Origin of the sequence: Nitrospirillum guaranorum (assembly GCF_034653275.1) — a bacterium.
Lineage (GTDB): Bacteria > Pseudomonadota > Alphaproteobacteria > Azospirillales > Azospirillaceae > Nitrospirillum.
This window is the reverse complement of record NZ_JAYEES010000004.1, coordinates 659,157-681,794: the sequence shown is the minus strand read 5'-3', so window position 1 is coordinate 681,794 and position 22,638 is coordinate 659,157. Positions and strand designations below refer to the sequence as shown.

The window sequence follows — 22,638 nt, the reverse complement described above, 5'->3', positions numbered from 1 at the left end:
AAAAACCCCGCCGGATCGCTCCAGCGGGGCTTTCTGTTGAAGGATCGACCTTAGAAGCTCCAGCTGGCGCGCAGGACGCCGCCGTGGCTCTGGTAGTCGTGGCGGTACTCGCCGTTGTACTCCAGGCGCAGGCTGAAGGTTTCGCTCTGCTGCAGCGTGGCGCCCAGGTTGACGGCCAGGCCGTCGGTGTTGACCCGGCCGGTGCTGCTGGCGAAGGCCACGCCGGCCAGCACGCCCGTGGTCGGGATGGGCCCATCCTTGAAGTCGTGCACCCAGGCCACCCGCAGGTCGGGCGAGAGCAGGCCCACGCCGGTGTTCCACTGCGTGTCCACCTTCAGGCCCACCTCCTGCGTCACCGCGTTGGTGCCGAGCACATCCACCTTCAGGTTGGCCGGACCCGCGTCGTGTTCCTGGTAGGCGTGGTTCACCAGGCGCACGAAGCGCAGGCTGTACTGCGGCGTGAAGGTGAAGGCCCCCTGCTGCGGCAGGTCGTAGCCCACCGTCACCTTGCCCAGGTACTGCTCCCCGCCGTAGTTGGCGTTGGCGCGGGCACCCAGGAAGGCGATGTCGCGGCGCTGGTCGAAGTGGTTGTAGCCAAAGCCCACCTGGCCCTCCACCGACAGCTTCTGGTCGGCGAAGTCCGGGCGCCAGACGCTGTACGCCGTCAGCTGGTAGCTGCCCACCCGCGTCAGGCTGCCCGCCATGACGCCCTGGCCCACCGACGCGCTGTTGATCCAGCTGAAGGCCAGGCCGGCCATGACCTCGTCACTGGCGAACCAATCGGCACCCAGCACCACGCCGGAGCTGCTGGCCCGGTAGCCCGCCGCCTCCGTCGTCGTGCCGCGCAGCACGCCGGCGCCCACGACCTCGCCCCAGATCACGCCCTCGCGCCCGTTGGAACCGGCGGCGGCACCCTTCTCGCTGCCGTCCATCAGGCTGGCCACCGTTTCCTGGTGCTGGCTGATGGCCGTGGTGGTGGGCGTCACCGAGGTCGCCGTCAGCTGCGGCGTCAGCTGGCTGGGTGACAGCTGCGCCACCGCCACCTGCTTGGCCGCCGGCGTCAGCGTCGCCAGCGGCGCCAGCACCTGCTGCGTGAACGCCGCCACCTGCGGGTTGGTGGTGATGCTGTTGGACGCCAGGGCCGCGATCTGGTCCAGGGCTGAGCCGGTGCCCACCGCGGCACCGCCCTGGGCGTTGCCCACGGCCGTGTAGTTGGTGGCCTTGCCCGCCACCTTCACCACCAGCTGGGTGGTGCCGCCCACCGTCACCAGGTCGCTGGTCACGGTGTAGCCGGTGGCCGTGAAGTCCACGCCGCTGAGGCTGAGACCATTGCCCGAGGCGATGGTGTAGGTGCCGGCCTGCAGGGCCCCGGCCCCGCTGCCCACGCCTTGCAGCAGCACCGAACCGCCGGTGAAGGCGGCGGCACCGCTGACCGCCAGGTTGCCGTAGCTGGTGGGCGTGGTCACGCCGATGGCCAGCGTGCCCGCCGACTGGCTGTAGCCGCCGGTGATGTTGATGGCGCTGTTCACCAGCAGGGTGGTCCCGCTGTTGAACACCGTGTGGCTGCCGACGTTGATGTGGTCGTTCAGCAGCTGCACACCGCCGGTAAAGCGCACGTTGCTGCCGGTGTTGCTGATCGTGCCGATGGCGCCGTTGTACCCGGTCAGGGTGCCCGGGGTGGCCAGGCTGCCGCCGTTGATGATCAGGTCGCCGGTCGACAGGTTGGTGATGTTGCCGGCCAGCGCCCCGCTGTTGGCCAGGGTGCCCAAGGTGCCGGTCGAGGCGATGTACAGCGCCGTCGGGCTGCTCACCGTGCCGGCGTTGTTGAGGGTATCCAGGCTGCCGCCGATGTAGTCGTTGCCCGCCGCCGCCAGCAGATTGCTGCCGCTGGTCACGGCCGTGGCCGACAGGCCGGCGATGCCGCTGGTGACGGTGGCCCCGGCGTAATTGGAGCCCGTGCCGCCCTGGATCAGGGTGACCCGGTCGCCCGCCAGGTAGTTGCCCACGGCGCTGACCCCGGCGTTGACCACGCCGCCCGTCACGTTGGCAGCCCCGCTGACGGTCAGCACATGACCGCCCGTGGTCAGGGTGCCGCTGCTCTGGCTGAAGTTGCCCGTGACCGCCACGTCACTGGCCAGCGCGATGCTGGCGCCGGCGTTGCTGACCGTGTGCGTCGCCACGTTGAGGGCGTCGCCCAGGCTGATGGCGCCGGACGCGAACACCACGTTGGACCCGGTGTTGGTGATGGTGCCGCCGGTGAAGCGACCCACCGCGCCGTTGCCCCCTCCGTTGATGGTGAGGTCCCGGGTGCTGGCGTTGACCACGTTGCCGCTGATGGTGCCGCTGTTGGCCAGGTTGCCCAGCGTGCCGGTGCTGGCGATGTACAGCGCCGTGGCCCCGCCGGCCGTGTTGGCCAGGGTACCCGTGACGTTCAGCGTGGCCAGGCTGGCGCCGATGTAGTCGTTGCCCGCCGCCGCCAGCAGGTTGCTGCCGCTGACCGAGCCCTTGGCGTCCAGACCGGTCAGGCCGCTGGTGACCACGGCCCCGGTGTAGGACGACCCCGCCCCACCCTGGATCAGGGTCACGCTGTCGCCGACAAAATAGTTGCCCACGCCGGAGACGCCGGCGCTGACCGTGCCACCGGTGACCAGCGCCGGGCCGCTGACCGTCAGCACATGGCCGTTCACGGTCAGGCTGCCGGCGCTCTGGGCATAGGTGCCGGTGACGCCCACGTCCGTGGTCAGCGCCAGGGCCGCCCCGATGTTGCTGACCGTGTGCGTGCCGCCCACGTCGATCTGGTCGCCCAGGGCGACCGCGCCCGACGCGAACACCACGTTGGCGCCCGTGTTGCGGATGGTGCCGCCGCCGAAGCTGCCCACCACCGTGCCGCTGCCACCCCCAGTGGCGCCAATGATGGTCAGATCCCGGGCGGAGACGTTGGTGATGTTGCCGCTGATCAGGCCGCTGTTGGCCAGGCTGCCCAGCGTGCCCGTGCCGGCGATGTACAGCGCCGTGGCGCCGCCCGCATTGTTGGCCAGCGTGCCCGTCACACTGAGCGTGGCCAGGCTGGCGCCGATGTAGTCGTTGCCCGCCACCGCCAGCAGATTGCTGCCGCTGGCGGCACCCGTGGCGTCCAGGCCCGTCAGGCCGCTGACCACCGTGGACCCGGTGTAGGTCGAGCCGGTGCCGCCACGGATCAGGGTGACGCTGTCACCCACCAGGTAGTTGGCCGTGCCCACCATGCCGGCATTGACCACCCCACCCGTCACCTGCGCCGCCCCGCTGACGCTCAGGACATGCCCGGCCACCGACAGCGTGCCCGCCGTCTGGCTGTAGTTGCCCGTCACCGCCACGTCGCTGGCCAGCGTCAGGCTGGCGCCCGTGTTGGCCACCGTGTGGCCGGTCACGTCGATGGCGTCGGCCAGGCTGACCGCACCCGACGCGAAGGTCAGGTTGCTCAGGCTGTTGCGGATGGTGCCACCGGAGAAGCCGCCCACCGCGCCGCCGGTGCCGCCCACGACCACCAGATCATTGGCGCTGTTGTTGATGACATTGCCGATGATGGCCCCGCTGTTGGCCAGGGTGCCCAGGCTGCCGGCGCTGGTGATCAGCACCGCCGTGGCGGCGTTGATGGTGCCGCTGTTGGTCAGGGTGGAGAGATTGCCGCCGACATAGTCGCTGAGCAGCGTCAGCAGCAGGTCGGTGGCCGACCCGTTGGCCCCACTGCCCAGCGTGGCGCTGAAGCCCGTGGCTGCCGCCGTCAGGCCGCTGGTGGTCAAGGTCCCGCCCACCTCGACGATGGTGTAGCTCTGGCCCGCGATCAGGTTGCTGCCCGACAGCGCCGTCACGGCGACGGTGCCGCCGGTGAAGGCGGCGTCGCCGCTGACCAGCAGCTCACCCGCCGTGCCGCTGCCGATGCCCATGGCCAGGGTGCCCGCCGACTGGCTGTAGTTGCCCGTCACACTGATGGCGTTGGTCAGCAGCACGTTGGCGCCACTGTTCACCAGCGTGGCCGCGCCGACATTCACCTGGTCGTTCAGCAGCAGGTTGCCGCCGGCCAGTTCCACGTTGCCCAGCGTGCTGCTGATCGTGCCGATGGCGCCGTTCTGGCCCGTCAGCGTGCCGATGGTGGAACCGGTGCCGCCGGTGAACACCAGGGCGTTGGCGCTGCTGTTCACCACGTTGCCGGATATCGTGCCGCTGTTGGCGATGGTGCCGATGCTGCCCTGGTTGTACAGGGCGGTCACGCCGGCGATGGTGCCGCTGTTGCTGAGGGCGCCAATGGTGCCGCTGTTGCGCAGGCCCCGGCCGCTGACCGTGTCGGTGGCGCTGATCAGGCCACTGTTGTCGATGCTGCCGATGGTGCCGCTGTTGTACAGGCCGTAGGCGACGCTGCTGATGGTGCCGCCCTGGTTGATGACGGCGCCGATGGTGCCCTGGTTGTTCAGGCCGGCGGCGTTGACCTCCGGCGCGTCCTTCAGGGTGCCCGTGTTCACCACCGTGCCGATGGTGCCCTGGTTCCACAGGCCCACCCGGCCCGTGGCCGTGCCGCTGTTGGCCACCAAGCCGATGGTCCCGCGGTTGCGGATACCATACAGGTCACCGTCCAGGATGCCGCTGTTGGCCAGCGTGCCCAGGCTGCCCAGGGTGCCGATGTAGGCCGCCGTCACCACGCCGGCGATGGTGCCGGTGTTGTTCAGCGTGGCGAGGGTGCCGCCGATGTAGTCGTTCACCGCCGCCAGCACCAGGTCCACGTCGGACCCGATGGTCTGGGTGCCGGCGCCCACCGTCAGGCCGGTGATGCCCGACAGCACGTCGACCCCGGTGTAGCTGGACCCGGCCCCCGCCTGCACCAGGATCACCCCGGTGGGCGAGCCCACGATGTAGTTGGTCGTCGTGTCGAAGGTCGTGCTGACCACGCCGCCGCTGATGCTGGCCACCCCGCTGACCGCCAGATGGTTGCTGCCCAGCGCCAGCGTGCCCGTCGCCTGGGCGTAGTTGCCCGTGATGCTGACCGTGCTGGCCAGCGACAGCGTGGCGCCGCTGTTCACCACCGTGTGGCTGCCGACATTGATGGCGTCGCCCACCACCTGGCTGCCGCCGGCGAAGACGACGTTGCTGCCGGTGTTGGTGATGCTACCGCCGGCCAGGGTGCCGGCCAGGCCGGCGATGACCAGGTCACCCGCGGACAGGTTGACGATGTTGCCCTGGATCAGGCCGGCGTTGGCGATGGTGCCCAGGCTGGCGCTGGCGCCGTTGTAAATCGCGGTCACGCCCGAGATCACGCCCTGGTTCATCACGGTGCCGATGACGCCGGCGTTGCGGATGCCGGTGGCCGACCCGGCGATGCTGCCGACGAAGGGACCGAAGCCGATGTTGCCGACCACCCCGAGGGTGCCGCTGTTGTTCAGGCCGATGGAGCCGGAGACCAGGCCGGCGTTCTGGAAGACGGCGATGCTGCCGGCGTTGTTCACGCCGCTGGTCACGCCGGTCATGGTGCCGGCGTTGCCCAGGGCGAACAGGACGTTCTGGTTGTCCACGGCGGCGCCGGTCGTGCCGGTGATGGTGCCGTAGCTGACCAGCGTGCCGATGCTGCCGCTGTTGGCCACACCCACCGCGCCCACCATGACGCCCACGTTGCCCAGCGTGCCCAGGGTCCCCAGCGTGCCGTTCAGGATGGAGTTGATGGAACCCAGGTTGTTCAGGGCCGCCGTCGCACCCTGCAGCGTGCCGCTGTTGGTCAGGCTGCCCAGGCTGCCCGTGGCCGCCACGTAGACGGCGTTGTTGGCGTTGATGGTGCCGCTGTTGCTGAGGGTGCCGATGCTGCCGCCGACGTAGTCGTTGATGCCGGCCAGGTAGAGGTTGTTGCCGCCGACGCTGCCCGTAACCTCCATCCCCGTCACGTCGCTGGTGTAGCTGAGGCCGGTGTAGCTGGAGCCGGCGCCACCGGCCACCAGGGCCACGGTGTCGCCCACGCCCGCCAGCATGTTGATGGTGCCCGGCACGCCCGTGGCGGCGATGGTGCCGCCGGTCAGGACCGCGGCCCCGCTGACGGCCAGCTGGGCGCTGCCGTACGCCACCTGCAGGGTGCCCGCCGACTGGGTGTAGGTGCCATTGACGCCGATGACGGTGGTCAGCCGCAGGGACGCACCGCTGTTGACCAGGGTGTTGGTCCCGCCCACGTCCACCTGGTCGTTCAGCCACAGGTTGCCGCCGGCCAGCACCACGTTGGCCAGCGTGCTGCTGAGGGTGCCGACGCCGGTGGCGCCGGTCAGCGTGCCGATGGTGGAACCGGTGCCGCCGGTGAACACCAGGGCGTTGGCGCTGCTGTTCATCACGTTGCCGGCGATCACGCCGCTGTTGGCGATGGGGCCGACGCTGCCCTGGTTGTACAGGGCGGTGACGCCGGCGATGGTGCCGCTGTTGTTGAGGGCGCCGATGGTGGCGCCTATGGCGTTGCGCAGGGCCCGACCCGTGACGGTATCGGTGGCGCTGATGACGCCGCTGTTGCCGATGCTGTCAATGGTGCCGCTGTTGTACAGGCCGTAGGCGACGCTGCTGATGCTGCCCATGTTGGTGAGCACGCCGATGCTGCCGGCGTTGTTCAGGCCCGCGGCCTGCGCCGAGGGCGCGTCCTTCAGCAGGCCGGTGTTGATGACCGTGCCGATGATGCCCTGGTTCCACAGGCCGACCAGGCCCGTGGCCGTGCCGCTGTTGTCCACCAGGCCAACGGTGCCCTGGTTGCGGATGCCATAGCGGGCACCGTCCAGCAGGCCGCTGTTGGCCAAGGTGCCGAGGGAGCCGGTGGTGGCGATGTAGGCCGCCGTCACCACGCCGCTGATGGTGCCGCTGTTGCCCAGGCTGCCCAGCGTGCCGCCGATGTAGTCGTTGGCCGCCGTCACGACCAGGTCCACGTTGGACCCGATGGTCTGGGTGCCGGCCGCGATGGTCAGGCCGGTGACGCCGGAGGTCAGGCTGACCCCAGTGTAGCTGGACCCCGCGCCGCCCTGCACCAGGATGGCCCCGTTGCTGCCCCCCACCACGTAGTTCTGCGTGGCGTCCACGCTGGCGGTGATGGCGCCGCCCGTGATCGCGGCGACACCGCTGACCACCAGGTGGTTGGTGCCCAGACCCAGCGTGCCCGTCGACTGGCTGAAGGCGCCCGTGATGCTCAGGTCGTTCAGCAGCGACAGCGTGGCGCCGCTGTTCACCACCGTGTGGCTGCCGACATTGATGGCGTCGCCCACCACCTGGCTGCCGCCGGCGAAGACGACGTTGCTGCCGGTGTTGGTGATGCTGCCGCCCGCCAGGGTGCCGGCCAGGCCGGCGATGACCAGGTCACCCGCGGACAGGTTGACGATGTTGCCCTGGATCAGGCCGGCGTTGGCGATGGTGCCCAGCGTGGCGCTGGCGCCGTTGTAGATCGCGGTCACGCCCGAGATCACGCCCTGGTTCATCACGGTGCCGATGACGCCGGCGTTGCGGATGCCGGTGGCCGAGCCGGTGATGCTGCCGACGAAGGGACCGAAGCCGATGTTGCCGACCACCCCGAGGGTGCCGCTGTTGTTCAGGCCGATGGAGCCGGAGACCAGGCCGGCGTTCTGGAAGATGGCGATGCCGCCGGTGTTGTTCACACCACTGGTCACGCCGGTCATGGTGCCGGCGTTGCCCAGGCCGTAGACAAAGCCCTGATTGTCCACGGCCGCCCCGGTCGTGCCGGTGATGGTGCCGTAGCTGGTCAGCGTGCCGATGCTGCCGCTGTTGGCCACACCCACCGCGCCCACCATGACGCCCACGTTGCCCAGCGTGCCCAGGGTCCCCAGCGTGCCGTTCAGGATGGAGCCGATGGAGCCCAGGTTGTTCAGGGCCGCCGTCGCGCCCTGCAGCGTGCCGCTGTTGGTCAGGCTGCCCAGGCTGCCCGTCGCCGCCACATAGACGGCGTTGCTGGCGCTGATGGTGCCCGTGTTGTTGAGGGTGCCCAGCGTGGCGCCGATGTAGTCGTTCAGGCCCGCGACGACCAGGTTGGTGCCGCTGGTGGTCCCGGTCACGGCCAAGCCGGTCACGCCACCGGCCGCCACGCTGGCGCCGGTGTAGCTGGAGCCGACACCGCCCGCCACCAGGGTGGTGGAACTGATCTGTCCTGCCAGGTAGTTGGCGGTACCGGACAGCGTGGCCACGACGGTGCCGCCGGTGATGCTGGCAGCACCGCTGACCACCAGCCTGCCGCTGCCGACATCCAGCGTGCCGGCCGTCTGGCTGTACCGGCCCGTGACGCTGATCAAGCTGCCCAGGCGCACCGAGGCGCCGCTGTTCACCAGGGTGTTGGTCCCGCCCAGGTCGACCTGGTCGTTCAGCAGCAGGGCGCCCGATGCCAGCACCACATTGGCGCCGCTGCTGGACAGGATGCCGATGCTGCCGCTCTGGCCGGTCAGGGTGCCGACCGTGCCGCCAGTGCCGCCCAGGATGGTCAGCACGCCGCTGCCGGCGTTGACGATGCTGCCGGCGATGGTGCCGCTGTTGACCAGCGTGCCCAGGATGCTGCCGTCGTAGATCGCCACGGGGCCGCTGATCAGGCCGCTGTTCACCAGCGTGCCGACGGACCCGCCGAAGGCGACGGCCACGCTGGCGCCGCTGATGGTGCCGCTGTTGATGACCGTGCCGTAGTTGCCCTGGCCCTGGACCCCGGTGCTGCCCGCCGCGATCACGCCGGTGTTGACCAGGGTGCCCACGCTGCCCTGGTTGATGAAGGCGTAGCGTCCATTCAGCAGGCCGCTGTTGGTCAGGGTGCCGACCGAGCCGGTGCTGGTGACGTAGATGCCGCTGTTGGCGCTGATGGTGCCGGTGTTGTTGAGGGTGGCGAGCGTGCCGCCGACATAGTCGTTGTTGAAGGCCATCAGCAGGTCGACGTTGCCGCCGATGGTGGCGACGGAGGCGCCGGCGCTGAGGCCCGTCACCCCACCCGTGATGGTGAGGGTCGCGCCGGTGTAGCTGGAACCGGTGCCACCCTGCACCAGGGTGTAGTTGCCGCCCGCCAGGTAGTTGCCGGTGCTGGACAGGCTGGCGCTGACCTTGCCGCCGCTGATGCTGGCGATGCCGCTGACCACCAGTTGGCTGACGCCGGGGCTGACCGCCAGCGTGCCCGCCGACTGGTTGTAGTTGCCGGTGATGCTGACGCTGTTGGCCAGCGCCAGGTTGGCGCCGGTGTTGGCCACCGTGTTGGCGCCGACGTTGATGGCATCGCCCAGCGCCAGGGCGCCGGTGTTGAACACCACGTTGTGGGACGTGCTGGTGATGCTGCCGCCGGTCAGGGTGCCCACGGTGCCGGCCGTGCCGCCGCCGATGGACAGGTCGCCCGCGCCGTTGTTGATGATGTTGCCGTTGATGACGCCGCTGTTGATCAGCGTGCCGATGGTGGCGCTGCCCGCCAGCGACAGGGCGCCCGTGCTGTTGCTGGTGCCCAGCACCGTGCCGCTGTTGATGAAGGTGTTGATGCCGGAACTGGCGAAAACGCCGCCGTTGCCGCCCATCACGCCGCTGTTGATCACGGTGCCGATGACGGCGCCGTGCTGGTAGAAGCCGAGGTTGCTGCCCATGCGGCCGCTGTTGATCAGCGTGCCGATGCTGCCGGCGTTGCTGATGGCGGTGTTGCCGGTGATGGTGCCGGCGTTGTTCAGCGTGGCGATGGTGCCGATGTTTTCCAGGCCATAACTGGCGCCGATGATGGTGCCGCTGTTGCCCAGGGTGCCGATGAAGGCCGTGTTCTCCACACCGGCGCCGCTGACGGTGGCGGCGATGGTGCCGGCGGCGGCGTTCAGCAGCGTGCCGATGGTGCCGCTGTTGTAGAGGGCGTCGCTGAAGTGCGCGCCGGTGACACGGATGACGCCGCTGTTGGACAGCGTGCCGATGCTGCCGACATTGCGCACGCCCGCCGCCGTGGTGCTGCCGCCCACGCCGGCCAGGGTGCCGCTGTTGTTCAGGGTGCCCAGGGTGCCGGTGGAGGTGACGTAGGCCGCGTACAGCACGCCGCCGATGCTGCCGGTGTTGCCCAGGCTGGCCAGGCTGCCGGCGATGTAGTCGTTCTGCGCCACGACCACCAGGTTGGTACCGCTGGTGGTACCGCCCACGGCCAGGCCGAAGATGGTGCCGGCGGAAACGCTGACGCCGGTGTAGTTCGACCCGACGCCGCCCGCCACCAGCGTGCTGCCCACCTGCCCCGCGATGTAGTTGACGGAACTGGACAGTGTGGTGACGACAGTGCCGCCGGTGATGCTGGCAGCATTGCTGACCGCCAGGCGGTTACTGCCCACGTCCAGGGTGCCCGCCGACTGGCTGTAGTTGCCAGTGACGGTGAGGAGGGTGCCCAGCCGGACCGAGGCGCCGCTGTTGACCAGGGTGTTGCCGCCGACGTTGACCTGGTCGTTCAGCAGCAGGTTGCCACCGCCCAGGACCACGTTGGCGCCGGTGCTGCTGAGGGTCCCGATGCTGCCGGAGAAACCGGTCAGCGTGCCCACCGTGCCGCCGTTGCCACCCAGGATGGTGAAGGCGTTGGTGCTGGCGTTGGTGATGTTGCCCTGCAGGGCGCCGGTGTTGACCAGCGTGCCCAGGCTGCCACCAGCGCTGATGGCCAGCGCATTGACAGTGCCCGCCAGCGTGCCGCTGTTGCTGAGCGTGCCGACGCTGCCCGTGGCGGCGATATAGGCCGCCGTCTGGACGCCGCCGATGGAGCCGGTGTTGGCCAGTGTCGCCAAGCCGCCGCCAACATAGTCGTTCCGGATGGCCAACAGCAGGTCGTTGCCGCTGATGCTGCTGCTGCCGGTGACGAGGCCCGTGACGCTGTTGGCCGTGACGACGGCGCCGGCGTAGGAGGAGGCGCCGCTGCTGCTGACCAGGGTGGCGGTGCCGACAAGGTAGGTGCCGGCGCTGGTGAAGTTGGCCTTGACCGTGCCGCCCGTGATGCTGGCGACCCCGTTGACCATCAACTGGCTGGTGCCGGGGGTCACCGCCAGGGTACCGCTGGCCTGGCTGTATGTGCCGGTGACGGTCGTCAGGGTGGCCAACGATAGACTGGCGCCGCCGTTCACCACCGTATTGCTGCCGACGTTGATATTGTCGTTCAGCAGCAGGTCGCCGGAGGAGAACACCAGGTTGGCGAGGGTGTTGGTGATCAAGCCCTGACCGGTCAGACCCGTCAGGGTGCCGATGGTGCCGTTGGCGCCGCCGCCGATGGTCAGGCCGACAGTGCCGCTGTTGACTATGTTGCCCTGGATCAGGCCGCTGTTGCTGATCGTGCCCACGCGGCCGTTGGCCCCGATGGCCAGTGCCTGCGTGCCCTTGAGCGTGCCGCTGTTCAGCAGCGCCGTCAGGGTCGAGTTGTCCACGATGGCCTTGTGCGACGCCGTGATGGTGCCGCTGTTGCTGATGGTCCCGATGGCGGCGCTCATGTACACGCCGCTGGCGTTGGCGGCGATGGTGCCGTTGTTCACCAGCGTCTGGATCGTGCCCGCCGCCTGGAACAGGCCGTAGTTGTTGCCGATCAGGCCGTCGTTCAGCAGCGTGACGATGGTGCCGTCGTTGCGCAGCCCCTGCTGCGCGCTGGCGCTGTTGGACCGGATGGTGCCGCCGCTGGCGTTGTCCAGCAGCTGGATGGTGCCCATGTTCTGCAGGCCGCCGTCATGGCCGGTCATGAGGCCATAGTTGACGACGGTGTTGAGGATGCTCTGGTTGATCAGGCCGTAGCCCACCGTGCCGGCCAGGCCGGCGAAGGTGCCGCCCACCGTGTTGATCAGCGTGCCGATGGTGCCCCGGTTCAGCAGGCCGTAACCGCCGTTGGTGCCGTTGCCGCTGATCAGGCCGCTGTTGGTCAGGGTCCCGATGGTGCCGGCGATGGACGCGCCGTAGCCCGTGACGGCGCCGACGCCCGCCAGCGTGCCGCTGTTGGTGACGGTGCCGATGCTGCCCGTGCTGCGGACGAACAGCGCTGTCTGCATGCCGCCGATGCTGAGTGTGTTGTTCAGCGTGGGCAGCAGGGTCCCGACATAGTCGTTGGTGCTGACAGCCACCAGGTTGGTGCCGACGGCTGTGCCGCCCATGGCCAGCCCGGAGATCCCATTGCTGGTGACCGTGACACCGGTGTAGTTGGAGCCCGCGCCGCCCGCCACCAGCGTGGCGCCCGCCTGTCCCGCGATGTAGTTGCCGGTTGCCGACAGGGTCGTAGCCACGGCGCCCCCCGTCAGGGTCGCGGCGCCGCTGACCACCAGCTCGCCACTTGCCCCCAGCACCAGCGTCCCGGTGGACTGGCTGTAGTTGCCGGTGACACTGATGATGGTGTTGAGCGACACCGACGCGCCGCCGTTGACCAGTGTGTTGCCGCCGACATTCACCGCGTCGCCCAGGACGATGGCGCCCGAGGCCAGCGTCACGTTGGCCAGAGTGCTGGTGATGGTGCCGCCGGTGTAGGTGCCGGCCACCGTGCCGCCCGACAGGACCAGCCCATTGGTCGACAGGTTGACCAGGTTGCCGCTGACGGTGCCGGTATTGACCACCTGGCCCAGGGTGCCGCCCGACGCCAGCTCAACCGCGATGGAGCCGGCGATGGTGCCGCTGTTGACCAGGGTGCCCAGGCTGCCGGTGCCGGCCACGTAGACGGCACCCGTGTTGGCGCCGCTATAGCTCAGCAAGCCGCTGTTGACGATGGAACCTTGTGAGCCGCCGACATAGTCGTTGCCGACAACGGCCAGCAGGTTGTTGCCCGACACGCTGCCGGTCAGGCCCAAGCCCGTGATGCCGCCGCCCGCCACCACCGTGGTGTTGTAGGACGAGCCGGCGCCGCCCTGCACCAGGGTGACGTTGCTGCCACCCGCCAGGTAGTTGCCGGTGGCGTTGAAGCCGCTGGAGGTGACCGTGCCCGCGGTGACGGTGGCGGCACCGGTCACCGATAGCAGCGCGCCGCTGCCCAGCACCAGCGTGCCGGTGGCGCCCTGCGCGTAGGCGCCGGTGACGGTGACGGTGTTGGATAGGCGCAGGGAGGCGCCGCTGCTGACCAAGGTACGGCCCGTGACGTCGATGTCGTCGTTCAGCAGCAGGTTGCCGCTGCTGAGGGTCAGGTTGGCGCCGGTGCTGGTGATCGTTCCCTTGGCGGCGCTGCCCAGGCCGCCGCTGGCGCCGGTCAGCACGCCCACCACCGTGCCGGCGCCACCAGCGATGACCAGGGCGGTGGAGGCGCCGTTGAGAATGGAGCCGGCGATGGTGCCGCTGTTGGTGAAGGTGCCGATGGTGCCACTGCTGCCCAGGCGCAGCGCGATCTGGCCCTGGATGGTGCCGCTGTTGCTCAGCGTACCGATCGTGCCCTCGTTGAACAGGGCGGTCCGGGTGGCGGAAGTGATGGTGCCGGCGTTGGACAGCTGAGTGAGGACGCCGCCGGTATAGTTGTCGATGCCGTAAACCTGGCCGCCGATCATGCCGCCCACGGTGTTGGACAGGGTGCCGACGACCCCGGCGTTGAACACGCCCGCCAGGCGGGAGCCGCTGAAATCGGTGATGCTGCCGGTGGCCGTGACGGTGCTGGCGTTGGACAGGAGGCCGATGGTGCCGCCCGACAGGTTGGCGACGCCCGCGACCACGTTGAAGCCGGTCACGGTGTCGCGGCCGGTGACGGTGACCAGCCCGCTGTTGGACAGGGTGCCGATGGTGCCGCCGTTGGCCACGCCGGCGATGACGTTGCCGGTGCCGCCGCCGATGGTGCCGACGGCGCCGATGGTACCCGTGGACGTGTTGGTCAGGGCCCCCAGGGTGCCGTTGTTGTTCAGGCCGACCGCGATGGCGGCGGCCGTGGCCAGGATGCGCCCGCTGTTGGTCAGGGTGTTGAGCGTGCCGTAGTTGGCGATACCCACCGCGGTGGTCGAGCCGCTGGTGACAGAGCCGGCGACCAGTCCGGCGTTCAGGATGGTGCCAAGCAGGTTGCTGTTGGCGATGCCGTAGGCGCCGGCGATGGTGCCGGCGGCCTGGTTGTTCACCAGGGTGATGGTGTTGCCGTTGTAGATGCCCGAGTTGGGCAGGCTGTCCAGAATCTGGCCGCTGTTGTCGATGGTGCCGATGACGCCGTTGTAATTGGCCACACCGACGCGGCCGGCGATGGTGCCGCTGTTGACCAGCGTGCCGATGGATGCCGCCAGCGTGCCTGCCGACGCCATGAAGATGCCGTTGCCGAGATTGGCTTCACCGTTCAGCACGCCGGTGTTGGTCAGGGTGCCGATGGTGGCGGTGCCCGCCACGTACAGGGCGGCGCTGGCCTGGCTGTTGGTGCCCAGCACGATGGTGCCGGCCTGGGTGAAGGCGGCGGTGGAGGTGCCGAAGTAGTCGTTCTCGACCACGGCCTGCAGGTTGTTGCCCACCTGGGTGCCGATGACGCCCAGCCCGCCCACGTTCGACTGAACCACCGGCACGCTCTGGCTGCTCACCAGGGTGTAGCTGGAGGCGGCGCCAGCCTGCACCAGGATCGTGGTTTCGCCCGCCACATGGTTGGTCAAGCCGTCGAAGCTGCCGACCTTGACGTAGCCGTCGCTGATGGTGGCGCCGCCACTGACCACCAGGGGCCCGCCCACGCCCAGGACCAGGGTGCCGTTGGCGTTGTTTTGCAGATAGTTGCCCGTGACCGTGACGCCCGGCGCCACGCTCAACGTCGCGCCGGTGTTGTACAACAGGCCGCTGCCGACGTTGACCTGGTCCGCCAGGTACACGTTGCCGCCTGAGACGACCACGTTGCTGTGCGTGTTGGTGATGGTGCCCAGCGTGCCGCCAAAGCCCGTCAGCGTGCCGATGGTGGCCCCGCTGCCGCCCCGAATGTTCAGGTCGGCCGAACCGGTGTTGTTGATGTTGCCCTGGACGGTGCCGCTGTTGGACAAGGTGCCCAAGGTGCCGGCGCCGCTGATGTAGATCAGGGTCTGGACGCCGGCCTGGGCCGCCAGGACCGTGCCACTGGCGATGGAGATGGAGGCCAGGCTGTCGCCGACATAGTCGTTGAGGATGGTGCCCCACAGGCTGGTGCCCTGGGTGTAGCCGCCCAGGGTCAGGCCGGTGATGCCGCTGTCGTAGGTGATGCTGGTGTAGCTGGATCCGGCGCCGCCGGAAATGATGGGCGTGCCGCCGGCAGGGCCCTGCAGATAATGGTAGCCGGCGGGCGCCCCGACCACGGAATAGGTGGCGCCGCTGACCACGGCCGCGCCGCTGACGATCAGTTGGCCGCCGCCGACGGCGGAGCGTTCCAGCAGGGTGCCGCCGGTCTGGCTGTAGTTGCCGGTGACATTGATGATGCTGTCGAGGCGCAGGTTGCCGCCGGCGTTGACCAAGGTGTTGGCGCCGAGGCTGACGGCGTCGTTCAGCAGGACGTTGCCGGTCAGCGTGACGTTGCTCAGCGTGTTGCTCAGCACGCCGATGGAGCCGCCCGCGCCGGTGAAGGTGCCATAGCTGGCGCCGCTGGCACCCTGGAGGACCAGATCCCGGGCGCTGTTGTTGACGATGCTGCCGGCGATGACGCCGGTGTTGGACAGGGCGCCCAGCGTGCCGGTCGCGGCGATGTACAGCGCGGTGGTGGAAGACAGCGTGCCGCTGTTGGTGATGGTGCCGTAGCTGCCGGCGATGTAGTCGTTCCTGACCGCCCCCACCAGGTCGTTGCCGCTGGCGATGGTGCCCAGGTTGATGCCGGGCGACGTGCCGCGGATGGCGGCGGTGTAGGCGGAGGCGGCACCGGCCGAGATCAGGGTGACGGTGCCACCGGTCGCCGTGTCGCCCACGACGTAGTTCTGGGTGGCGTCGATGCTGGCGAGGATGGTGCCGCCGGTGATACTGGCCCCGCCGCTAACCACCAGGCGGCTGTTGTTCAGCACCAGGGTGCCGGCCGTCTGGGCATAGTTGCCGGTGACGCTGATGGTGCCGCCCGAGGTGACGGTCAGGCTGGCGCCCAGGTTGGACAGCGTGTTGACGCCGACGTTGACCGTGTCGTTCAGCAGCAGGTTGCCCGACGTCAGCACGACGTTGCTGGCCGTGTTGGTGATGGTGCCGGTCGTGCCGCCGTAGCCCGCCAGGGTGCCGATGGTGGTGAGCGTGCCGCCCTTGATGCTGAGGCTGTTGGCGCTGAGGTTGATGATGTCGCCGCGGATGACACCGCTGTTGCTGAGGGTCCCCAGGCTGCCGGTGCTGGCGATGTAGAGCGCGGTCGGCACCAGGGTGCCGCTGATGGTGCCGGCGCCGTTCAAGGTGCCGCCCTGCGCCACGGCCAGGGTGCCCATGGCGCCGCCGATGTAGTCGCTGAGCGGGTTGGCATAGATCAGCGTGGTGCCGCCGTTGGTGATGTTGCTGAAGTTCGCCCCGGTGGGCTTCTGAACGGCGGCGAAGACGGCGGACTGGTTGACGATGGCGGAGGAGTATAGGACGGCGCCGGCGGTGCCGACGATGAAGTTGCCGGTGCTGCTGAAGGACGGGACGATGGTGCCGCGGGCCAGCGTCATGCGGCCCGTCACCGTCAGGCCGCTGGTGGTCAGCGTGCTGTTGGCCAGGGTCTGGTAGTAGTTGCCGGAGAGGATCTTGCCGGCGGCGATGGTCAGGTCGCCACCCACGTTGCTCAGCGTGTTGCTGCCGACGCGGATGGCGTCATTGATGTAGAGCGAGCCGCCGGCGATGGAAATGCCGGCGGTGCCCTGCAGGGTGTTGGCCAGCGTGCCGCTGGGGCCGAAGGTGCCAATCGTGCCGGCGGTGCCGCCCATCAGGGTCACCATGCTGTTGATGGTGACGTTGCCCTGGATGGTACCGGTGTTGACGATGGTGCCGATAGAGCCGGCACTATAGAGGCCGACGATCACGCCGGCGTTGTTGAGGGTGCCGAGGTAGCCGTTGTGGGTCACCGAGGCATTGCCGCTGGTGGCACCGACATAGACGCCGCCGCCGCCGACCAGGGTGAGCAGGCTCTGGATCGTGGTGATGGTCGGGTTTTGGATCGTGTAGGTCCCGACCGGGTTGCCGGTAAGCGTACCCCCCGCGCTATTGGTCAACACGCCGATGGTGCCACCCGGCCCGATGGAAACACCGGCTTCAAGGACGGCGTAAGGGGTGGCGGTGCCGTTGACGGTCCGGAAGATGGTGCCGGTGGTACCGCTGATGGTCCCGCTGTTGGTCAGGGCGGAAATGGTGCCGTCCTGGCCGACGTGACTGTGGAAGGTGGCCGTGGGCCCGTAACCGCCGTAGTTCTTCACCTGTACGCCCGGGCCGGCGAGGTTGACGATGGTTCCGGAATTGTTGACGGATCCCACCACGCCGAAGACGTTCAGCGCGCCGGTGCTGGCGGCATTGCCCTTGAAAATACCGGTATTGATCAGGGTGCCAATGGTGCTGATGGTGACGATGACGTCGACGTCGACGGCCCCGCCCCCTGAACTGTAGATGTACCCATTGTTGGTCAGCGTGCCGATGCTGCCGCCCGTCAGGTTCACGGCGCTGTTGCCGTTGGCCAGGATGGTGCCGTCGTTGTTGAAGCCACCGATCTTAACGCCGTTCTGGATCTTGAGCGCACCGCCGAAGCCGTCCGACAGGATGGTGCCGGTGGCGGCGTTGTTGATGGTGCCGACGGTGGTGTAGGCGCTGATGCCGTAGCTGATGGTGCCGGCGGTGGTGGTGAAGGTGGGCGTGCCGGTGATGATGACACCCGCGAAACCGCCCGCCGTGCCGGTGCCACCGATGATGTTGTTGTTGAACAGGCCGGTCAGCGTCTTGCCGCCCGTGATGCTGAGACCGGTGTTGAGCGTGCCGCTGGACGAGGTCGAGGCCCCCACCAGGGTGCCGTTGTTGATGATGGTGCCGACCGTGCCGGTCCAGATGAAGGTGGTGCAGTGGGCGACCGAGCCGATCGTGGATGTGCTTTGGAAGCTGCCGCAGGCGGCGGCCCATGCCGACTTCGGCGCCGCCAAGCCCGCGCCGATGGCCAGCGCCGATGCACCCAGCAGAATGGCCTGCTGCGTCTTCTTCGTGCCCTGACCGCGCGTAACCGTCTGCTTCGCCATGCCGCCCCACTCCCAACCACTGGTTTGCACCATTGACGGGTTGAGAGACAAAAAAGGCGGCTTTGGGGTACAGCCGGGCCTGATCGCCCGGCACCCAAATCCGTTCCTTGCCACCCCAACCCTTCTTCCGCGCCGAAACCGGAGCCCCGTGCCCCTGAATTTCTGACCTGTCCAAAGGGATCAGGCGCGCCACCACCTTTTGGTATAGGCGGGCAATCTATGTCAATTGCATCTTCGGGAGCCTCAACTATCGGGGGAGGGATATGGGCCATATTAGTTAATGGTGATTAATCTTTTCCCCGTATTCGGCTTTGTCACATTTCGTAACAACTTGTGAGCTTATATGATCTTTTCGATATCTGACGCCGCGCCTTATGCACATATCGCTCACTTTCGAGAAAAATATCGCCGCATGCGCATCGACTTGCGCGAATTCTTTAGGGTTTTTTAACCACTAATCCTTTTGGAGAAGGGCGGACGGCGCAGGGCTCAACCCCGTCACGCCGTTGGACAAGCTATCCCGATGCACCATGCCGCCCCCGCCGGGGCCGGGGTCAAAACCACACGTTATAATCTTTAGTTTGTATCATGGGGGTTGTGGCGGGGGCCGGTGGCGGCGACTCCAAATCCTCTGAGCGCGGCGTCACAGCCGTTAGGCCTGATGACCCGACGGTGGGATACGGCGGTGAACAATTTGGCGGCCAGCCGGTTCTAGGGGACTGAGCGGCACAGGAAGCCCATCGCCGCGGATGGCAGCGGCACCGCACCTATGACCTGGAAGCGCCCCCATGGATTGGACGCCGACACCAGCCACCACACACCTCTGCCTGGACATGCAGCGGCTGTTCTCCCCCGACCAGCCGGGCGGCCCGTGGCCCACCGCCTGGCTGCCACGCATCCTGCCCATGGTGACGGCCATTGCCGAGCGTTTCCCCGCCCGCACCCTCTTCACCCGCTTCATTCCGCCAGAGAGGCCGGAAACCATGCCTGGCACCTGGCGCCCCTATTACGAACGCTGGCGTCACGCCACCCGGGACCACCTGGCCCCCGAAACCCTGGAGTTGCTGGCGCCGCTGGCCCGGCTGTGCCCGCCAGCCGCCGTGGTGGACAAACCGGTGTATTCCGCCTTCATCCGCAGCCCCCTCGCCTCCCTGCTGCGGCGGCGCCGAACCGACGGCCTGGTGGTCACCGGTTGTGAAACCGACGTCTGCGTCCTGGCGACGGTGCTGGACGCCATCGACCTCGGCTATCCCGTCTGTGTGGTGACCGACGCCGTTTGCAGCTCGGTCGACACGTCCCACGACGCGGTGCTGACCCTGTACCGAACCCGCTTCGCCCAGCAGGTCATCACCCTGACCACTGACGAACTGCTGAGCGGCTGGCCCATGGATTGATGACCCGCCGGAGCCCAAACGCAAATAGGGCGGGTGCCCGCCGGCACCCGCCCGTCAAACCAGGCAACGCCATTGCCCATCAATGCTTGCGCCGCGACCCGAAGGTGCCGTCGTCGGCGTCGCCATACCCTTTCATCACGTCGGCCGCCGTTTCGTAGTCGGCGTCCGGCATGGCTTCCAGCATGTCCAGCACCTCGCCCTCGGCGCCGTTCTCCTTGGCCTTGCGGATCAAGTCCCGCTTGCCGGCCGGAAAATCGATGCCCTTCAGATAGTGGGCCACGTTGGCGGGGGAATGCCCGCCCAGTCCTCGCGTCATATCCACTCTCCCGTATCAAGGGGAAGGACGGGGCGCGAACGCCCCGTCGCTCAAGGGTCAATGCACATTGCTGCGGCGGCGGGTCGTCTTGGGCTTGTCCTCATCTTCCGATGAAGAAGAGGAAGACGACCGGCTGCTGGAGGAACGGGAGCGCGTCTTGCGCTCCGGCGTGCCGTCCTCATCCTCCCGGCTGCTGGCCCGGCGGCTCTGCCCGCCGCGGCGGCCGCTTTCGGCGTGCTCTTCCGGATCGCCGAAATTGCCCCCCTGGCCCTCATCCTCCGCGTGGCCCCGCTCGTCGCGCCGGGCGTGCTGGGCACGCTCATGGCGGACCTGACCACCCCGGCGGCCGATCTCGGCATGGCCCTCGGGGTCGCCGAAGTAACCGCCCTGGCCTTCGTCCTCCGCGTGGCCGTCGTCGTCACGGCGGGCACGCATCGCCCGCTCGTGACGGACCTGCCCACCCCGGCGGCCGATCTCGGCGTGACCCTCGGGATCACCGAAGTACCCGCCCTGGCCCTCATCCTCAGCGTGGCCGTCCTCATCACGGCGGGCGCGCATCGCCCGCTCGTGACGGACCTGCCCGCCCCGGCGGCCGATCTCGGAATGGCCTTCCGGATCACCGAAGTAACCGCCCTGGCCCTCATCCTCGGCGTGGCCGTATTCATCACGGCGGGCCCGCATCGCCCGTTCATGACGGACCTGCCCGCCCCGGCGGCCAATCTCGGCATGGCCTTCCGGATCACCAAAATAGCCGCCCTGGCCCTCGTCCTCCGCGTGGCCGTATTCATCACGGCGGGCCCGCATCGCCCGCTCGTGACGGACCTCACCGCCCCGCCGGCCGATCTCTGAATGGCCTTCCGGATCACCGAAGTAACCGCCCTGGCCCTCGTCCTCCGCGTGACCGTATTCGTCGCGGCGGGCCCGCATCGCCCGCTCATGACGAACCTCGCCACCCCGGCGACCGATCTCGGCATGGCCTTCATAGTCGCCAAAGTAGCCGCCCTGGCCTTCGTCCTCGGCGTGGCCGTACTCGTCGCGGCGGGCCCGCATCGCCCGTTCATGACGGACCTCGCCGCCCCGCCGGCCGATCTCGGAATGGCCTTCATAGTCCCCAAAGTAGCCGCCCTGGCCTTCGTCCTCGGCGTGGCCGTACTCGTCGCGGCGGGCTCGCACCGCCCGCTCGTGACGAACCTCGCCGCCCCGGCGACCGATTTCCGAATGACCGCGCGGATCACCGAAGTAGCCGCCCTGGCCAACATCCTCGGAATGGCCGCGCCGGCCGCCGCCACCCGACCGATAGCCATCGTCGTCATCATCGCGGCCGCGGGCGTGGCGGCGATCGTCCTCATAATCGTTGTAATCCCGGCGTCCACCCTGGGGAGCCCGGGACTGGCGGCGCGGATCCTCATATTGTTCTCGTGCCATGAATTTTCCTCCTGGCTTATCCGATAGGCCGCACAGGTGACTGCCCTGTCCGGTCCGTCAAACAACGCCCTCGGCCGAGAATCGATCCTTCGTTTTTGTGTATAGGGTCGATTTTTTACGATTGCCCAATCGCCTCCACATCTAAATCCAAATAAATTATTGATGCTGAAAAGTTTTTATTGCGACGCCTCCGCTTCGCTATGGCATTTATATTTGTAACCACTCCACACCCCCGGCCACCGACACAAAAAGGGCCACGCTGGCGGTCCAACGTGGCCTGTCCCAAGCAGTTTGGAGAGATCGCGGAGCCGCCTTCGGCAAATCCGGATCAGGCAATCAGCGATCCGGAGGGTGCCGAAGCCATGCCACCCTGTCGGTGCGGCATGGGCATATAAGAAACCAGCCGCGCGCGGGTTCCCCGCGTCATCGCGATTCCAGAATTTATTTGGTATGGCCAAGATGAAGGCGCGCTGAAGCGCCCGTCACCTCATGGCTTTACTGCTGTAATTCGGTCTTCCAATCCGGTCAGTAGCGCTGGGGCACGTACAGCTCGGCCGGCAAGGTGTGCCGCTCATAGTTGGGATTGAACACCCGGTCCGGCAGCGTCACGGGCTCATGCGGCACCTCCTCATACGGCACGACCGAGAGAAGGTGCGAGATGAGGTTGAGCCGGGCGCGCTTCTTGTCATTGCCTTCCACGATGTGCCACGGCGCCTCGGGAATGCTGGTGCGGGCGAACATGTCCTCCTTGGCCATGGTGTACTGCTCCCACCGCACGCGGGACTGCAGGTCCATGGGCGACAGCTTCCATTGCTTGATGGGGTCGTGGATGCGCATGAGGAAGCGCAGCTGCTGCTCCTCATCGGTGATGGAGAACCAGTACTTCACCAGGATGATGCCGGAGCGCACCAGCATGCGCTCGAACTCCGGCACGTCGCGGAAGAAATCCTCCACCTCGGTATCGGTGGCGAAGCCCATGACCCGTTCGACGCCGGCGCGGTTGTACCAGCTGCGGTCGAACAGCACGATCTCGCCGGCCGCCGGCAGGTGCGGGACATAGCGCTGGAAGTACCATTGGGTCTTCTCGCGGTCGGACGGGGCCGGCAGCGCCACGACCCGGCAGCTGCGCGGGTTGACGCGCTGGGTGATGCGCTTGATGGCGCCGCCCTTGCCGGCGCTGTCGCGCCCCTCGAACAGGATCACCATCTTGAGGCCCTTGAAGCGCACCCAGTCCTGCAGCTTCACCAGCTCGCTCTGCAGGCGCAGCAGCTCCCGGAAATAGGTGTGCCGGTCAATGCTGCTTTTCTCGTGCCTTTCCATCAGGGCGCGCAGCTCGGGCGGGATGCGGACGTCATCGAGCGCCTGCTCAAGCTCCTCGTCCATGTCGTCTTCGAGTTCGATATCCAGCCAGCTGCGGGTTTCGGTCCTGTCGTGTTGGGTCATGTGTCGTCCTCCT

General features: G+C 68.0%; 7 protein-coding genes. 3 read left to right on the top strand and 4 right to left on the bottom strand.

The annotated features are described in order from the left end of the window. Nucleotides 1-50: 50 nt before the first annotated feature. On the bottom strand, nucleotides 51-18,047 hold the full coding sequence (locus tag UAJ10_RS24800; RefSeq protein ID WP_322917928.1) for a hypothetical protein: 17,997 nt from the start codon (nucleotides 18,045-18,047) through the stop codon (nucleotides 51-53). Nucleotides 18,048-18,835: 788 nt separating this feature from the next. On the opposite strand from UAJ10_RS24800, the gene UAJ10_RS24795 reads away from it, so the two are divergent. After that, nucleotides 18,836-19,441 carry a cysteine hydrolase family protein gene (locus UAJ10_RS24795; protein WP_322917927.1) on the top strand — a complete coding sequence of 202 codons (606 nt, stop codon included), beginning with the start codon at nucleotides 18,836-18,838 and terminating at the stop codon, nucleotides 19,439-19,441. Nucleotides 19,442-19,520: 79 nt separating this feature from the next. Here UAJ10_RS24795 and UAJ10_RS24790 read toward each other — a convergent pair whose 3' ends face one another. Both UAJ10_RS24790 and UAJ10_RS24785 read right to left on the bottom strand, forming a co-directional pair. Then, nucleotides 19,521-19,757, bottom strand: coding sequence for a DUF2795 domain-containing protein (locus UAJ10_RS24790; protein ID WP_322917926.1), 237 nt, complete (start codon nucleotides 19,755-19,757; stop codon nucleotides 19,521-19,523). 57 nt (nucleotides 19,758-19,814) lie between these two features. Continuing rightward, nucleotides 19,815-20,192 (bottom strand): hypothetical protein, encoded by a 378-nt coding sequence (locus tag UAJ10_RS24785; RefSeq protein WP_322917925.1) that lies wholly within the window; start codon nucleotides 20,190-20,192, stop codon nucleotides 19,815-19,817. Between UAJ10_RS24785 and UAJ10_RS24780 the strand changes: the two genes are divergently transcribed. Both UAJ10_RS24780 and UAJ10_RS24775 read left to right on the top strand, forming a co-directional pair. Next, nucleotides 20,163-20,606, top strand: coding sequence for a hypothetical protein (locus UAJ10_RS24780; RefSeq protein WP_322917924.1), 444 nt, complete (start codon nucleotides 20,163-20,165; stop codon nucleotides 20,604-20,606). The two genes, UAJ10_RS24785 and UAJ10_RS24780, sit on opposite strands and share 30 nt — an antisense overlap. Beyond that, complete coding sequence (locus UAJ10_RS24775) at nucleotides 20,607-21,209, top strand: hypothetical protein (RefSeq protein ID WP_322917923.1); 603 nt, start codon at nucleotides 20,607-20,609, stop codon at nucleotides 21,207-21,209. It begins immediately after the preceding gene. 498 nt (nucleotides 21,210-21,707) lie between these two features. On the opposite strand, the gene ppk2 is transcribed toward UAJ10_RS24775, so the two are convergent. Beyond that, nucleotides 21,708-22,625 carry a polyphosphate kinase 2 gene (gene ppk2 / locus UAJ10_RS24770; RefSeq protein ID WP_322917922.1) on the bottom strand — a complete coding sequence of 306 codons (918 nt, stop codon included), beginning with the start codon at nucleotides 22,623-22,625 and terminating at the stop codon, nucleotides 21,708-21,710. Nucleotides 22,626-22,638: the final 13 nt, after the last annotated feature.

Bases quoted from the DNA above. Each gene is read 5' to 3' on its own strand.
- UAJ10_RS24795 (WP_322917927.1), top strand. From the start codon at position 18,836: ATGGATTGGACGCCGACACCAGCCACCACACACCTCTGCCTGGACATG.
- UAJ10_RS24790 (WP_322917926.1), bottom strand. From the start codon at position 19,757: ATGACGCGAGGACTGGGCGGGCATTCCCCCGCCAACGTGGCCCACTAT.
- UAJ10_RS24775 (WP_322917923.1), top strand. From the start codon at position 20,607: ATGGCCTTCCGGATCACCGAAGTAACCGCCCTGGCCCTCGTCCTCCGC.
- UAJ10_RS24800 (WP_322917928.1), bottom strand. From the start codon at position 18,047: ATGGCGAAGCAGACGGTTACGCGCGGTCAGGGCACGAAGAAGACGCAG.
- ppk2 (WP_322917922.1), bottom strand. From the start codon at position 22,625: ATGACCCAACACGACAGGACCGAAACCCGCAGCTGGCTGGATATCGAA.
- UAJ10_RS24785 (WP_322917925.1), bottom strand. From the start codon at position 20,192: ATGCGTGCCCGCCGTGACGACGACGGCCACGCGGAGGACGAAGGCCAG.